15 protein-coding genes are annotated in these 15,018 nt (G+C 63.4%); 6 read left to right on the plus strand and 9 right to left on the minus strand.

Annotated elements, in window-relative coordinates; all coding sequences use genetic code 11:
- The first annotated feature begins 619 nt into the window (after positions 1-619).
- The 6 genes from F758_RS0130400 to F758_RS0130425 all read left to right on the plus strand — a co-directional run bounded on the left by F758_RS0130400 (position 620) and on the right by F758_RS0130425 (position 6,287).
- A complete protein-coding gene (locus tag F758_RS0130400) occupies positions 620-1,180 on the plus strand; it encodes a F0F1 ATP synthase subunit delta (RefSeq protein WP_024511439.1) in 561 nt (186 codons plus the stop codon).
- Positions 1,180-2,709: a F0F1 ATP synthase subunit alpha gene (gene atpA, locus F758_RS0130405; protein ID WP_024511440.1), complete on the plus strand. Its 1,530-nt coding sequence runs from the start codon at positions 1,180-1,182 to the stop codon at positions 2,707-2,709. The genes F758_RS0130400 and atpA overlap by 1 nt, the downstream gene beginning before the upstream one ends.
- Positions 2,710-2,896: 187 nt before the next feature.
- Positions 2,897-3,775, plus strand: a complete 879-nt coding sequence (locus F758_RS0130410) for a F0F1 ATP synthase subunit gamma (protein WP_024511441.1) — start codon at positions 2,897-2,899, stop codon at positions 3,773-3,775.
- 31 nt (positions 3,776-3,806) lie between these two features.
- Positions 3,807-4,208 (plus strand): organic hydroperoxide resistance protein, encoded by a 402-nt coding sequence (locus F758_RS0130415; protein WP_024511442.1) that lies wholly within the window; start codon positions 3,807-3,809, stop codon positions 4,206-4,208.
- Positions 4,209-4,291: 83 nt separating this feature from the next.
- Entirely contained in the window at positions 4,292-5,734 is a 1,443-nt protein-coding gene (gene atpD / locus F758_RS0130420; protein ID WP_024511443.1) for a F0F1 ATP synthase subunit beta, read from the plus strand.
- Between the two features lie 145 nt (positions 5,735-5,879).
- Positions 5,880-6,287: a F0F1 ATP synthase subunit epsilon gene (locus F758_RS0130425; RefSeq protein ID WP_024511444.1), complete on the plus strand. Its 408-nt coding sequence runs from the start codon at positions 5,880-5,882 to the stop codon at positions 6,285-6,287.
- 111 nt (positions 6,288-6,398) lie between these two features.
- Here the strand turns inward: F758_RS0130425 and F758_RS0130430 are convergent, their stop codons facing one another.
- The 9 genes from F758_RS0130430 to F758_RS0130470 all read right to left on the minus strand — a co-directional run bounded on the left by F758_RS0130430 (position 6,399) and on the right by F758_RS0130470 (position 14,964).
- Positions 6,399-6,899, minus strand: a complete 501-nt coding sequence (locus F758_RS0130430) for an RNA pyrophosphohydrolase (protein ID WP_024511445.1) — start codon at positions 6,897-6,899, stop codon at positions 6,399-6,401.
- Positions 6,900-7,035: 136 nt separating this feature from the next.
- Positions 7,036-7,542, minus strand: a complete 507-nt coding sequence (locus tag F758_RS0130435; protein ID WP_024511446.1) for an RNA pyrophosphohydrolase — start codon at positions 7,540-7,542, stop codon at positions 7,036-7,038.
- Between the two features lie 226 nt (positions 7,543-7,768).
- On the minus strand, positions 7,769-8,980 hold the full coding sequence (locus tag F758_RS0130440; protein WP_024511447.1) for a divergent polysaccharide deacetylase family protein: 1,212 nt from the start codon (positions 8,978-8,980) through the stop codon (positions 7,769-7,771).
- Between the two features lie 166 nt (positions 8,981-9,146).
- Positions 9,147-10,517, minus strand: coding sequence for a S41 family peptidase (locus tag F758_RS0130445; protein ID WP_024511448.1), 1,371 nt, complete (start codon positions 10,515-10,517; stop codon positions 9,147-9,149).
- A complete protein-coding gene (locus F758_RS0130450; RefSeq protein WP_024511449.1) occupies positions 10,514-11,872 on the minus strand; it encodes a murein hydrolase activator EnvC family protein in 1,359 nt (452 codons plus the stop codon). The genes F758_RS0130445 and F758_RS0130450 overlap by 4 nt, the downstream gene beginning before the upstream one ends.
- A gap of 27 nt (positions 11,873-11,899) precedes the next feature.
- Positions 11,900-12,382, minus strand: a complete 483-nt coding sequence (gene rlmH / locus F758_RS0130455) for a 23S rRNA (pseudouridine(1915)-N(3))-methyltransferase RlmH (protein ID WP_024511450.1) — start codon at positions 12,380-12,382, stop codon at positions 11,900-11,902.
- 50 nt (positions 12,383-12,432) lie between these two features.
- The gene (gene rsfS, locus F758_RS0130460; protein WP_024511451.1) at positions 12,433-12,789 is read right to left on the minus strand and encodes a ribosome silencing factor; all 357 of its coding nucleotides are present in this window, start codon (positions 12,787-12,789) and stop codon (positions 12,433-12,435) included.
- A gap of 222 nt (positions 12,790-13,011) precedes the next feature.
- Positions 13,012-13,647 (minus strand): nicotinate-nucleotide adenylyltransferase, encoded by a 636-nt coding sequence (locus F758_RS0130465; protein ID WP_035723543.1) that lies wholly within the window; start codon positions 13,645-13,647, stop codon positions 13,012-13,014.
- Positions 13,648-13,671: 24 nt separating this feature from the next.
- Entirely contained in the window at positions 13,672-14,964 is a 1,293-nt protein-coding gene (locus F758_RS0130470) for a glutamate-5-semialdehyde dehydrogenase (RefSeq protein ID WP_024511453.1), read from the minus strand.
- Positions 14,965-15,018 lie beyond the last annotated feature (54 nt).

A 15,018-nucleotide genomic window follows, 5' to 3' on the forward strand; every position in this document is an offset into this window, starting at 1 on the left:
CCCCATCTCGTTGTGGAGACGGCGCCGTTTCACGGGTCAATGAGGCGTGAATTGGGCAGTAAACCTGATTTATCTCAGCCTGAAATATCTCGTGACCGATTCAGATCATCAACAAAGGTTCCGTAATATAGACAGTTAACCAACAATTAACCTCTTCAATACTTGCTAATACTGGAGAATACAGTTGTCGCGAGTTATCGCCGCGCTGCGGCAAGTAAAAGCCGAGTTAAAGCCGAACGAGCGTCGGCGGCGGTTCCTTGCGCTGAGCTCATGCGGCTATGCGCCGCGCTGAGGAACAAACGGGAGTCATGTCTCCCGGACATTTTGATTTTGGGCGGCCGACGAGGGCGGCGCATCTGCCAAATTTCGCGTGAGAGAATTCGCCCGCGAAGTTGCGGCTAAAGCACGAGCAGCAAGCGCGTTTGCGGCCGCCCAGTCATGTTGCACCTGCGCCCCTGCTATGTTAGCAAAGCCGCGATTTTTGACGGTCCCGGTGCTCTCGCGTGCCGGGTAAAAAATCGAAGTCCCGCTTGAATTCCAAGGGCTTGGATCGCTAGGCGCCGCGTTTTGCGGCGACGGTTTTTCCCTTGCGAGTTTGACAGCTAAAAGAGCTAGGTCTGTGGCTGCTGAAGATCCGACTGTTTCGGGAGTGTCTGGCCGTTACGCAACGGCCCTGTTCGAATTGGCCCGCGATGAAAAGGCCATTGATACAGTCCTGCTCGATCTCGACAAATTCAACTCTATGCTCGAGCAGAGTGCTGACCTTAGGCGGCTCGTGCGCAGTCCGGTCTTTTCGGCCGATGTCCAGCTCTCGGCGCTCACGGCCGTGCTCAATCAGGCCGGCATTTCGGGCATCTCCGCCAATTTCCTCAAAGTGCTCACCACCAACCGCCGCCTGTTCGCGGTCGCCGACGTGATCCGCGCCTTCCGCGCGCTGGTTGCCAAGTTCAAGGGTGAGGCCAGCGCCGAGGTTACGGTAGCGGAGGCGCTGAGCGAAAAGAATCTCGACGCGCTCAAATCGGCACTGAAGTCAGTGACCGGCAAGGACGTCGCCCTCAATGTGAAAGTCGATCCCGCGATCATCGGCGGCCTGGTCGTCAAGCTCGGCAGCCGCATGATCGACAGTTCGCTTCGCACCAAACTCAATTCGATTAAGCACGCGATGAAAGAGGCAGGCTGATGGACATCCGCGCCGCGGAAATTTCCGCGATCCTCAAAGATCAGATCAAGAATTTCGGCCAGGAAGCCGAGGTTTCCGAAGTCGGGCAGGTGCTGTCCGTCGGTGACGGTATCGCCCGCGTCTACGGCCTCGACAACGTCCAGGCCGGCGAGATGGTCGAGTTTGAGAACGGCACTCGCGGCATGGCGCTCAATCTCGAAAACGACAACGTCGGTATCGTGATCTTCGGCGCCGACCGCGAGATCAAGGAAGGCCAGACGGTGAAGCGCACCCGCGCTATCGTCGACACGCCGGTCGGTAAGGGTCTGCTCGGCCGCGTCGTCGACGCGCTCGGCAATCCGATCGACGGCAAGGGGCCGATCCAAGCGACCGAGCGCCGCCGCGTCGACGTCAAGGCGCCCGGCATCATTCCGCGCAAGTCGGTGCACGAGCCGATGGCGACCGGCCTGAAGGCCATCGATGCCCTGATCCCGATCGGCCGCGGCCAGCGCGAGCTGATCATCGGCGACCGCCAGACCGGCAAGACCGCGATCGCGCTCGACGCCATCCTGAACCAGAAGCCGCTGAACGCGACCGGCGACGAGAAGATCAAGCTCTACTGCGTCTATGTCGCGATCGGCCAGAAGCGCTCCACCGTCGCGCAGTTCGTGAAGGTGCTGGAGGAGCAGGGCGCGCTGGAATATTCCATCGTGGTTGCGGCCACCGCCTCCGATCCGGCGCCGATGCAGTACATCGCGCCGTTCACCGGCTGCACAATGGGTGAATACTTCCGCGACAACGGCATGCATGCCGTGATCATTTATGACGACTTGTCAAAGCAGGCCGTCGCTTATCGCCAGATGTCGCTCTTGCTGCGCCGCCCGCCGGGCCGCGAAGCCTATCCGGGCGACGTGTTCTATCTGCATTCGCGCCTGCTCGAGCGCGCCGCCAAGCTCAATGACGAGAAGGGCGCGGGCTCGCTGACTGCGCTGCCCGTGATCGAAACCCAGGCCAACGACGTCTCGGCCTACATTCCGACCAACGTGATTTCGATCACCGACGGCCAGATCTTCCTGGAGACTGATCTGTTCTTCCAGGGCATCCGGCCCGCCGTGAACGTCGGTTTGTCGGTGTCGCGCGTCGGTTCGTCGGCGCAGACCAAGGCGATGAAGAAGGTCGCCGGCAAGATCAAGGGCGAGCTCGCGCAGTACCGCGAAATGGCGGCGTTCGCGCAGTTCGGCAGCGACCTCGACGCCACGACGCAGCGCCTGCTCAACCGCGGCTCGCGTCTGACCGAACTCCTCAAGCAGCCGCAATTCTCGCCGCTGAAGATGGAAGAGCAGGTCTGCGTGATCTGGGCCGGCACCAACGGCTATCTCGATCCGCTGCCGGTCAACAAGGTGCGCTCCTTCGAGGACGGCCTGCTCTCGCTCCTGCGCGGCAAGCATGCCGACCTGCTCAACACCATCCGCGACACCCGTGATCTCTCGGATGAGAGCGCGGCCAAGCTGAAGACCGCGGTGGAGGGTTACGCGAAATCGTTCGCATGACGCCGACATGGCCGGGCTCGTCGCGCCTGCGGGGCTAAGGTCCATTCAGCGAGGCGAAGGTCCGGCCAGCCACGGTCCGCCGGCCGTGGCGAAAGAGAAGACGTGGATGCCCGGTGCAAGGCCGGGCATGACGCGGGAAAGAATAGCGGGCCGGGCGCGAACGGGTTCGGCGGGGTGAGAACGAAGAATGGCGTCACTGAAAGACATGCGGGTGCGCATCGCCTCCACGAAGGCGACGCAGAAGATCACCAAGGCCATGCAGATGGTTGCCGCGTCGAAATTGCGGCGCGCCCAGAGCGCAGCCGAGTCCGCGCGCCCCTATGCCGAAAAGATGGAGGCGGTGATCGCCAATATCGCCAGCGCGGCGGCGGGCTCGCCCGGCGCGCCGCCGCTGCTCGCGGGCACGGGCAGGGATCAGGTGCACCTGCTCTTGGTGTGCACCGGCGAACGCGGTCTGTCGGGCGCCTTCAACTCCTCGATCGTGCGGCTCGCGCGCGAGCGGGCGCAGGCGCTGATGAACGAGGGCAAAGAGGTCAAATTCTTCTGCGTCGGCCGCAAGGGTTATGAGCAGCTCCGCCGCCAATACGAGAAGCAGATCGTCGAGCACATGGATTTGCGCAGCGTGCGCCAGCTCGCCTTCTCCCATGCCGACGACATCGCCAGGAAGGTGATCGCGCGTTTCGAGGCTGGCGAGTTCGACGTCTGCACGTTGTTCTATTCGCGGTTCAGGTCGGTGATCGCGCAGGTTCCGACCGCGCAGCAGATCATTCCGCTGGTGATCGAGGCGCCGGCCAATGGCGGCGCGGCGGCAACGGCCTATGAATACGAGCCGGCGGAGGACGAGATTCTGCCGCGCCTCTTGCCGCGCAATCTCGCCGTGCAAGTTTTCCGCGCGCTGTTGGAGAACAATGCCTCGTTCTACGGCGCGCAGATGACTGCGATGGACAACGCCACCCGCAACGCGGGCGAGATGATCCGCAAACAGACGCTGATCTATAACCGCACGCGCCAGGCCATGATCACCAAGGAGCTGATCGAGATCATCTCCGGCGCCGAGGCGGTCTAACAACAGGCTGCACTAACCAAGGGAGCACGGCATGGCATACGTCACATCGGCTACCACCAAGGGCGGACGCAACGGCCGCTCCATGCTCGATTCCGGCGGATTGGCGCTGGCGATGGCGCTGCCGAAGGAACTGGGCGGCACCGGCGACGGGCACAATCCCGAGCAGCTATTCGCGCTCGGCTATTCCGCCTGCTTCGGCCAGGCGATCCTCGTGCTTGCCAACAAGCATGATGTCGACGGCCAGGCGGCCAAGGTCACGGCCGACGTCACCTTGAACACCGACGGCGGCTTTTCGCTTGCGGTCGAATTGAAGGTTTCCATTCCGGGCGCCGACAAGGCCAAGGTCCAGGCGCTGGTCGACGAAGCTCACACCATCTGCCCGTATTCGAAGGCAACCAAAGGCAACATTCCGGTCAAATTGACCGTGGTCTAGCGCGCATGATCCGGAAAAGTGGAAACCGGTTTTCCGACAGATCATGCGCAAATTATAAGATTCGGTTTGAAGGAGATAGTTGAATGGCTACACCAGCCAACCAGGTCGGTCGCATCACGCAGGTCATGGGCGCCGTCGTCGACGTGCAGTTCGAAGGTCACCTGCCGGCGATTCTGAATTCGCTGGAAACCCAGAACCAGGGCAGCCGCCTCGTGCTCGAAGTCGCCCAGCATCTCGGTGAGTCCACCGTGCGCACGATCGCGATGGATGCGACCGAAGGTCTGGTCCGTGGCCAGGAAGTCACCGATACCGGTCGCCCCATTGCCGTGCCGGTCGGCGACGGCACGCTCGGGCGCATCATGAACGTGGTCGGCGAGCCCGTCGATGAAGCTGGCCCGATCAAGGCCACTGAGCTCCGGGGCATCCATCAGCCGGCGCCCGAATATACCGAGCAGTCCACCGAAGCGGAAATTCTTGTCACCGGGATCAAGGTCGTGGACCTGCTCGCGCCTTACGCCAAGGGCGGCAAGATCGGCCTGTTCGGCGGCGCCGGCGTCGGCAAGACCGTGCTGATTCAGGAATTGATCAACAACGTCGCCAAGGCGCACGGTGGTTACTCGGTGTTCGCCGGCGTCGGCGAGCGGACCCGTGAAGGCAACGATCTCTATCACGAGTTCATCGAATCGAAGGTCAACGCCGATCCGCGTCATCCCGATCCGAACGTGAAATCGAAATGCGCGCTGGTGTACGGCCAGATGAACGAGCCGCCAGGCGCCCGCGCCCGCGTCGGCCTCACCGGGCTGACGGTCGCCGAATATTTCCGCGACCAGGGCCAGGACGTGCTGTTCTTCGTCGACAACATCTTCCGCTTCACCCAGGCCGGCTCGGAAGTGTCGGCGCTGCTCGGCCGCATTCCTTCCGCGGTGGGCTACCAGCCGACGCTCGCAACTGACATGGGCGCGCTGCAGGAGCGCATCACAACGACCACCAAGGGCTCGATCACTTCGGTGCAGGCGATCTACGTGCCGGCCGACGACTTGACCGACCCGGCGCCGGCGACCTCGTTCGCGCACTTGGACGCCACCACGGTGCTGTCGCGCGCGATCTCGGAAAAGGGCATCTATCCGGCGGTGGACCCGCTCGACTCCACCTCGCGCATGCTCTCGCCGCTGGTCGTCGGTGAGGAGCACTACACGACAGCGCGCATGGTCCAGCAGATCCTGCAGCGCTACAAGTCGCTCCAGGACATCATCGCCATTCTCGGCATGGACGAATTGTCGGAAGAGGACAAGCTGACGGTGGCGCGTGCCCGCAAGATCGAGCGCTTCCTGTCGCAGCCGTTCCACGTCGCCGAAGTCTTCACGGGATCGCCGGGCAAGTTCGTCGAGCTCGCCGACACCATCAAGGGCTTCCGCGGCCTGTGTGAGGGCAAATACGACCACCTGCCGGAAGCCGCCTTCTACATGGTCGGTACCATCGAAGAGGCGGTCGAGAAGGGCAAGAGGCTGGCTGCCGAGGCGGCCTAAGATTCGAGCTCATCATTGCCGGGCAGAAACGCAAAGCGCGTCTTTGAGCTAGCTGACCCGGCAATCCATCTGCAGAGAAACGTTTTCGATTGATGGACCTGCGGGTCAAGCCCGCTGGTGACAATCGAAAGAGAGCGGAAAGACCATGGCCACCTTCCACTTCGATCTTGTCTCGCCGGAAAAGATTGCATTCTCGGGCGAGGTTGATCAGGTCGACATCCCCGGCGCGGAGGGCGATTTCGGCGTGCTTGCGGGACATGCGCCGGTGGTCGCGGCGATCCGGCCGGGCATCCTCACTGTAACGACCGGGACCGCGCACCAGAAGATCATCGTGCTTGGTGGTCTTGCCGAGATGTCCGAAAGGGGCCTCACCGTGCTCGCCGATGTCGCCACCTCGCTGGAGGAACTCGACCGGGCGCGCTTTGCCGAGACCATCGCGGAGATGGAAGAGGGGCTGAAGGAGAAGCAGGGCTCCGAGCTCGACCAGGCGATCGAACGGCTCGATCACTTCCGGAGCATCCAGAACGAGCTCAACACCACCGCGATGCATTAAGGTCCTTCTCTAGGCCAAAGCCTTCTTAGACCGTCGCCCTGAGGTGCTCGCGAAAGCGAGCCTCGAAGGACGACAGCCCGGCCCTCAGCGACAAACGGACGCGCTTTTTCCTTACGCTGCGAATGTCGCGAATTGTCGCGCCACTTCGCGATAGACGTTGCGCCGGAAGGGCACGACGAGCTCGGGGATACGCTTCAGTTGCTCCCAGCGCCAGGAATCGAACTCAGCCGGCTGGCCATTGCGCACCGTCAGCGGATCGATATCGCCGTCGTCGCCGGTAAAGCGCAGCGCGAACCATTTTTGCCGCTGGCCGCGGAACTTGCCGAGCCGATGCGGCGGTCCATCATAGGGCGGAAACTCGTAAATGAGCCAGTCGGTGGTCTCGCCGAGATAATGGGCGCTTGTCACGCCGGTCTCTTCCCACAGCTCGCGCGCAGCGGCCGCGCGCAGATCTTCGCCCTCCTCGACGCCGCCCTGCGGCATCTGCCACTCAAGGCCCGGAACAATGATTTCAGGTCCATCATCGCGAAAGCGGCGACAGATCAGGACGAGACCGGCTGCATTGAACAGGGCGATTCCGACATTGGGACGATAGGCTTTGTCTGTCGACACTGTAAGCTCTCGGTCGTCATTCCGGGGGCGGTGCGGAAGCACCGAACCCGGAACCTTGAGATTTTCAGATGTGTAACTGCACATCAGAGTGCGCTCGCTGCCGCGAGCACTCCGGAATGACCCGCAAGTCCTAGTCCTAGCCAGTCTCCGCCAGCGAAGCAAATTCCTGCACCACGCGCTCGTAGACCGGGCGCTTGAACGGAATGATCAGTTGCGGAAGATTTCGCATCGGTTCCCAACGCCAGTTCACGAACTCGGACTTGTGGCCGTCTCCGGGATGTTCGACGTTGATCTCGCTGTCCTTGCCGGTGAAACGCATCGCGAACCACTTCTGGCGCTGGCCGCGATAGCGCCCCTTCCAGGCGCGGCCCGCGACCGTGCGCGGAATATCGTAGGTGAGCCATTCGCCGATTTCGGCGAGCTTTTCGACCGAGCGGACGCTCGTTTCCTCGTATAGCTCGCGTTTGGCCGCCTCCCAGGTGTCCTCGCCGGGATCGACGCCACCCTGCGGCATCTGCCAGACGTGGGTTTCGTCGACGTGCTCGATGCCGCCGGCGCGGCGGCCTATGAAAACCAGCCCGTCCCTGTTGATCAGCATCATGCCGACGCAATCCCGGTAGGGCAGGTCTTCATAGCGCGTCATGGCGTCACTCACCTCTCTGCCGCGCTTGGAGCCGGTTCGGCCTCGGGGCGCGGCCAGCGGGCGAGCGCCCGCCAATGGACTATCGGTGAGATCACGATCCGATTAAATGGAATCGGATCACGATCTCATCTCAGCTTGAGCATGGTCGCTGCGGGAACGCGTTCCGCCTTGTCGCGAGGGAAAACCAGTTTCCACTTTGCGCCAATGCAGCCCTCCGGATCATGCTCTAGCTCGATTTTGATTTCAGCATCGCCGTTGTCAATGGCACCAGCATCACGCCGTGACCCTCCAGGCCCTTGATCCAGTTGCCGATGCGCTCGATCGAGACCGGCAGCGCAGACGCGGTGCCGATGGCGTAGCCGCGCGCCTTGGCGATCTCTTCCAGCTTGGCCAGCGCGCGGTCGATCTCGCCCGAGGTCGGCACGGCATCGATGGTGAGGTCGCCCTTGCCGAAGGGCATGGCTTGCGCGCTCGCGGTCGCCGACGCCACGCTGCGCGGTGCCGCGCCGTCGTCGAAAAAGCCAAGGCCCCGCTTGCCGGCTTCGCGCAGGATCGGCTGCATCACCGAATCGGTCGCGACGAAACGTGCGCCCATGAAATTGGCGATGCCGGCATAGCCCTGCAGGCGGCTCAAATGCCAATAGAGCCGGTCGAGATTCTGCTCAGGTCCGAGCGTCGTGAGCAGGGTTTGCGGTCCCGGATCATTGTCAGGATAGTCGTAAGGCTCCATTGGTATTTGAAGCAGGATCTCGTGGCGCTGTGCGCGTGCCCGCTCGGCGAGCTTGCCGGGATCGGCACCGTAGGGTGTGAAGGCGAGCGTGACCGCGCCCGGCAGCTTCATGATCGCGTCGGTGGTCTTGGCGGCGCCGACGCCGAGCCCGCCGATCACGATCGAGACCACCGGCATCTTGGCCGCCTTGGCCCGATCGGCGTCGGCCGCGTAGACCGCGAACGGCTTGAGGCCGTCGGCAACCACCGGAATCATGCCATAGCGGGATTTTTCCAGGAGCCGGGGATCGATCCCGGTCATGGCGGGGGCAGCGTCGCTCTGACCCTTCTCAGAGCTGCCTTCCCCGGGGATCACCACATCATGGCGGGCGCCGCTCGAGCCATCGATGATGGTGATCGTCTTCTGTTCGCCGCTTGCGTTCTCCTTCGCCGGAGCTTTTGCGCCTTGCTCGGCGCCTGCGCTCGATGATGCCGGCGGTTTTACCGCTGCGGCGTTGCCTTCGCCGCTCTGGGGCAGTGCGATGTGGGCGACCGGCTCGCCGCCGAGCGGATCGTCGTTGAAGATGGCAAAGCCGGCGAAGGCGACGAGAAACAGGCCCAGCAGCACCGCGAGCGCCTGAGTTGCCGTGAACGGTAGCCGCAATCGGCGCCTGCGGCGCGCCGTGTTTTGTCCAAGCGGGGCGCTCAGATCGTCAACCGTCTCTGCCATGAAGCTTCCCGAATCAATCGAAGCGACGATACCACGGCAGGCCAAAGCCGCATCACCCCGAGGCTGGAGCCCAGCCGCACGTCATCGCGCCTGACCGCCATCCGCTGGCCGCAGCAAAAAGGGCGGCCTTGCGGGCCGCCCTTTTCGAAATCAATGCTTTAGCGGATCAATTGGCCGCCGGCTTGTCGGCCGCAGTCTTGTTGTCGCTGGGCGACGGTGGGGCAGTCCTTGCGCTTACCGTGCTCTCCGTGGACCTGATTCCGTGCAGTAGGTCATCGGCCATCTTCAGCGCCTTGTCGTCCTTGGCGTCCGGCGGGACGTAGGATTGCGAGCCGGTCTTCTCGTCACCATCGGACTTCAGATGCCCACGCAGCGAGGCTTCGCCCTTGGTATCGGTCCGCGATTTCAGCTCGTCCGGCACGTCCTGCAGCACCTCGATATCGGGAACGATGCCCTTGGCCTGGATCGATTTGCCGGACGGCGTGTAGTAGCGGGCTGTGGTCAGCCGCAGCGCGCCATTGCCGCTGCCGAGCGGAATGATCGTCTGCACCGAGCCCTTGCCGAAGGAGCGGGTGCCGACCAGCGTGGCGCGCTTGTGGTCCTGCAAGGCGCCGGCAACGATTTCGGAGGCCGAGGCCGAGCCGCCGTTGATCAGCACGATCACGGGCTTGCCCTTGGTCAGGTCGCCCGGATGGGCGGAACGGCGCTGGGTCTCTTCCGGGTTGCGGCCGCGGGTGGAGACGATCTCGCCGCGCTCCAGGAACGCGTCGGAGACGGTGACGGCCTCTTCGAGCAGGCCGCCCGGATTGTTGCGCAGGTCGAGGATATAGCCCTTCATCCTGTCGCCGAGCTGGTTCTGCAGGTCGGCGATGCTCTTCTTCAGGCCCTCGGTGGTTTGCTCGTTGAAGGTGGTAATGCGGATGTAGCCGATGTCATCGGCCTCGATGCGCGAGCGGACCGAGCGGACGCGGATGTTGTCGCGCATCAGGGTGACGTCGATCGGATTATCGACACCCTTGCGGATGATCTTGAGCTTGATCTTGGTGTTAACCGGCCCGCGCATCTTCTCAACCGCCTGGTTGAGGGTGAGGCCCTGCACTTGCTCGTCGTCGAGCTGGGTGATGATGTCATTGGCGAGGATGCCGGCCCGCGATGCGGGCGTATCGTCGATCGGCGAGACCACCTTGATCAGGCCGTCTTCCATCGTGACCTCGATGCCGAGCCCGCCGAACTCGCCGCGGGTCTGCACCTGCATGTCGCGGAAGCTCTTGGCGTCCATGTAGCTCGAGTGCGGATCGAGGCCGGAGAGCATGCCACTGATCGCGGATTCCACGAGTTTGCTGTCGTCGGGCTTCTCGACATAGTCGCTGCGCACCCGTTCGAACACGTCGCCGAACAGGTTGAGCTGGCGATAGGTATCGGCGGTCGCCGCCCTGGCGCTTGATCCCATCAGCACCGCGCGCGGCTGGGTCACGAACAACGTCAATGCCGCGCCAGTGGCAGCGCTGAGGAGAACTACTGAAGTCTTGCGCATCATCCGCGAACCTTTTCGCCTTCTTTTGCGGCCCACCATGGGCCTGGATCAATTGGAGTGCCGTCCTTACGGAACTCGACATAGAGCACGGGTTGACTCACGTTGGGTGCGAAGATCGACGCCACCTGGGACGTCGTCCCCATGGTCGCGACCGGCTCCCCTGTCAGAACAAACTGCCCGATATTGACCGAAATGCGCTCCATCCCGGCGATCAGCACATGATATCCGCCACCGGCATTGAGGATCAAGAGTTGACCATAGGAGCGGAATGGCCCGGCATAAACCACCCAGCCGTCGCACGGCGTTGTGACCTGCGCGCCCGGCCGTGTTGCCAAAGAAATGCCTTTTTCTATGCCGCCAGCCCCATCGGAACTGCCATATTCGCGAATCCTGGTGCCGTTCACCGGAAATGCCAACAGGCCCTTGGCCGAGGCGAAGGCAATGGCCGGGCTGGTCCGCCTGGGATTTTTCAGCGCGGCCGGGTCGGGCGCTCCGCCCGGCGTGCCCTGCTGGTTGGCGGTCGCGGCTGCCTTGGCGGCGGCCTTGACCTCCTGCTCCATCTTCGCGATCAAACCCTGCAGGCTGTCGACCTGCTTGGCGAGCGTGATCGCGCGGGCGCTCTCGGCCTCCATGTCCTTTTCCATCGTCGCCTGCTGGCGCTGGCGTTCGTCGATCAGCGCCGCAAGCCGCGTCTGGTCGTTCTTCAGCTTGTCGCGGTCGGAAGCGAGCTGATCGCGTTCGCTTGCGATCGACTTGCGGACGGCGACGAGATCGCCGAGTTCACCGGCCAGTCTTTCGGCGCGCGTGCGCAGTTCCGGCACGACGGCGCCCAGCAGGATCGCGGTGCGCAGCGACTGCAGCGCGTCCTCGGGACGGACGAGCAGCGCCGGCGGCGTGCGTCGGCCTGCACGTTGCAGGGCGGCCAGCACTTCGACGATCTCGGAGCGGCGCGAATCGAGCGAGCCGCGGATCTGCTGCTCGCGGCCATCGAGCGAATGCAGCCGCGTCTCCGCGTCGGCCATTCGACCCTCGAGCTCGCGCACCTGCGCGGCGCTATCGATCAGCTGCTGGTTGAGCTTGCTGCGGTCCTGGCCGATGGCGGCGATGTCGGCCTTAAGCTTGGCCTGCGTCTCGGCCGCGCGGCTCTGCTCGACCCTGGCAGCCTCGAGTTCCTGCTCGCGCTGCTTGATTGCATCGGGGGATACGGCGGCGGTTTGAGAAGCCGGCGCCGGCGTCTGCGCCGCTGCAGGCGGCGCGTTGATCAATCCAGACAATAACAGGAAAGACAGCGGCAGCGAGGCGACGGCACCGCGACCAACGGTGTCATGATAGGAAGCAAAGGGCCGCGCGCGCTGCATAAGTTCCGAAAGCCGTTGTGGCGCGTCTTACGCGCGATGGTAGGGATGTCCTGACAAAATCGTCGCCGCCCGGTAAAGCTGCTCGAGGAGCATCACCCGTACCATTTGATGCGGCCAAGTCGCGGCCCCGAACGCCATCTTAAGTTTTCCCCTGGCGCTTAATTCGGGCGAAAGTCCGTCCGCGCCGCCGATCACAAAGGCTGTGCTCGGAACAGATTGGTCGCGCCAATGGGACAAGCGAACCGCCAAGCCTTGACTGTCGATATTCTCCCCCCGTTCATCGAGGGTGACAAGCACGGAGTTTTCCGGGATGGCCGCGGCAATCGCAGCGGCCTCCTCGGCGACGCGCGCCGCCGCCTCGCGGGCTCGGCTTTCGGGAATCTCATGAATGTCGAGGCCGCGGAAGCCGAGCTTGCGGCCGATATCGTCGAAGCGTTTCCGGTAGCGCTCGGCAAGCTCGCGCTCCGGACCCTGTTTCAGCCGGCCGACGGCAATGACAGTCATCCGCATGCGCGCGAGGCTAACACGCGCACCAGCCGATTCGAAATCGGCTCGACCAGCTAGATGACCTTCGCCCCCGACGGCCCCTGCGTCCACAATCGCTCGAGATTGTAGAACTCACGGACCTCCGGTCTGAACACGTGCAAGATCACGTCGCCGGAATCGATCAGCACCCAGTCGCAATTGGGCAAGCCTTCGACATGGATGTTCTTGATGCCGGTTTCCTTCAGGGCCTTGGCCACATTCTCCGCGATCGCACCGACGTGCCGGTTGGCCCGGCCGGAGGTGACGATCATGTAGTCGGAATATGCCGATTTGCCGCGAAGGTCGATGGTGACCGTCTCTTCCGCCTTCATATCGTCGAGGCGGGAGAGGATCGTCTTCAGCGTCTTGTCGGCGTCAGGTTGCGCCGTCAAGGCCGCAGCTTGGGTCGATGTTTTACGCGCGGTTCGTTGAGCCTTGGGTAAAACAGACTTGGACAATACAGGTGTCGCCAGGGACCATTCCTTTCGCTGTATCGCAGGAGACCGAATCCGAAGCTCCCGCCTTCATACTACCCATGTGGGGTTAAGGGTTTCAATATGCCAGTGTCGCCAATCCCGCGTGCGACACTGGATCCTGCTTCCTCCTACTTCCTCCTACTTCCAGGTCCCATCCGGGTTCCGCAGGCCCGTCGAGGACAGTTTGAGCTTCATGCCGGTGAGGAAAATCCAGGCCGGCGGGCGACGATCGGCGAGCCGGCTCGCTTCGCTTTCGGGCAGGCGATAGCGCGCCAAGGCCCGCGCTGCGGGTGCGGCCAATGCACGGAAACTTTGTGGCGGTCGATCGATCACCGCGATCGGTACTTGGCTCGCGATGCGCTGCCAGTTCTGCCAGCGATGGAATTGCGCGAGGTTGTCGGCGCCCATGATCCATACGAAACGCACAGCGGAAGCGCGGCGGCGCAGGAAATTGATGGTGTCGTCAGTGTAGCGCGTTCCGATGACGGATTCGAGACAGCTCACCTGGATGCGCGGATCGTCGGCGATGGCGCGCGCGGCCTCAAGTCGCGCCTGCAGATTGGCTTGGGCGCGCTGATTCTTGAGTGGGTTCCCCGGCGTCACCAGCCACCAGACGCGATCGAGACGCAATCGCTTCAGCGCGAACTCACTGATGGCGCGGTGCGCGAGATGCGGCGGATTGAACGAGCCGCCGAGCAGACCGATGCGCATGCCGTCGCTGTAGGGCGGGAGCGCTTGCGCGACGGAGAGCGACGCGACTGGACCTTCCTTCAACTCAGCCCCGTCTGGACAAAAACCTCACGGCCGCGTCTGCCCGCTGCCATGGATGCGATATTTGAAGGTCGTGAGCTGTTCGACGCCGACCGGTCCGCGGGCGTGAAACTTGCCGGTGGCGATGCCGATTTCGGCGCCGAAGCCGAATTCGCCGCCGTCGGCGAATTGGGTCGAAGCGTTATGCAGCACGATCGCCGAATCGACCTCATTGAGGAATCTTTGCGCGGTCTTCGTATCTTCGGTGACGATCGCGTCCGTGTGGTGCGAGCCGTGATTGTGGATGTGCGCGATCGCGCCGTCGACACCGTCGACGAGCTTTGCCGCGATGATCGCGTCGAGATATTCCGCATCCCAGTCCTGCTCGGAAGCCGGCTTCACCCGCGCATCAACCCGCTGCACGGCCTCATCGCCGCGCACCTCGCAGCCGGCATCGATCAGCATTTCGACGAGAGGCTTGAGATTGCTTGCCGCGCCCGCGCGATCGACCAGCAAGGTCTCGGCCGCGCCGCAGACGCCGGTGCGGCGCATCTTGGCGTTCAGTACGATGTTCTTCGCCATGTCCAGATTAGCGGCGTGATCGACATAAACGTGGTTGACGCCTTCGAGATGCGCGAACACCGGCACGCGCGCTTCCTGCTCGACGCGTGCGACGAGGCTTTTTCCCCCACGCGGCACGATCACGTCGACGGTGCCGTTCAATCCCGTCAGCAACAGGCCGACCGCCGCGCGGTCACGGGTCGGCACCAGCGTGATGCAAGCTTCCGGCAGGCCCGCCTCGCGCAGACCCTGCACCAGGCAATCATGAATGGCGCGGCAGGACCTGAAACTGTCGGAGCCGCCGCGCAGGATCACCGCATTGCCGGATTTCAGGCACAGCACGCCGGCGTCGGCCGCGACATTGGGGCGGCTTTCGAAGATCACGCCGACGACGCCGAGCGGCACGCGCACGCGCTCGATGATCATGCCGTTCGGGCGTTGCCAATTTTCGGTGACGACGCCGACGGGATCGGGGATGTCGCGGACGGTCGCGATGCCGTCAGCCATCGCATCGATGCGCGCCTCTGTCAGCGTCAGGCGGTCGATGAAGGCGGCCGTCCCGCCGCTTGCGCGCATGTCCGCCACATCCTCGGCATTCGCCGCCAAAATTGCTTTCGCATTGGCGCGGATCGCACGCTCCATCGCGTCCAGCGCGCGATTCTTCTGCTCACTCGGGGCCAGCGACAGCACGCGTGCGGCCGCACGGGCGTGGCTCGCGAGATCGTTCATCAGGGAGGGCAAGTCGCCGTTGCCGTCGACAGCCTTGAGGGGCGCGGTCATGGCCGTTCAAGTCCAGATTAACGTCGTCTCCTAGCACGGAAATCGAGGGCTTGC

The organism is Bradyrhizobium sp. ARR65 (assembly GCF_000472385.1).
Classification (GTDB): Bacteria; Pseudomonadota; Alphaproteobacteria; order Rhizobiales; family Xanthobacteraceae; genus Bradyrhizobium.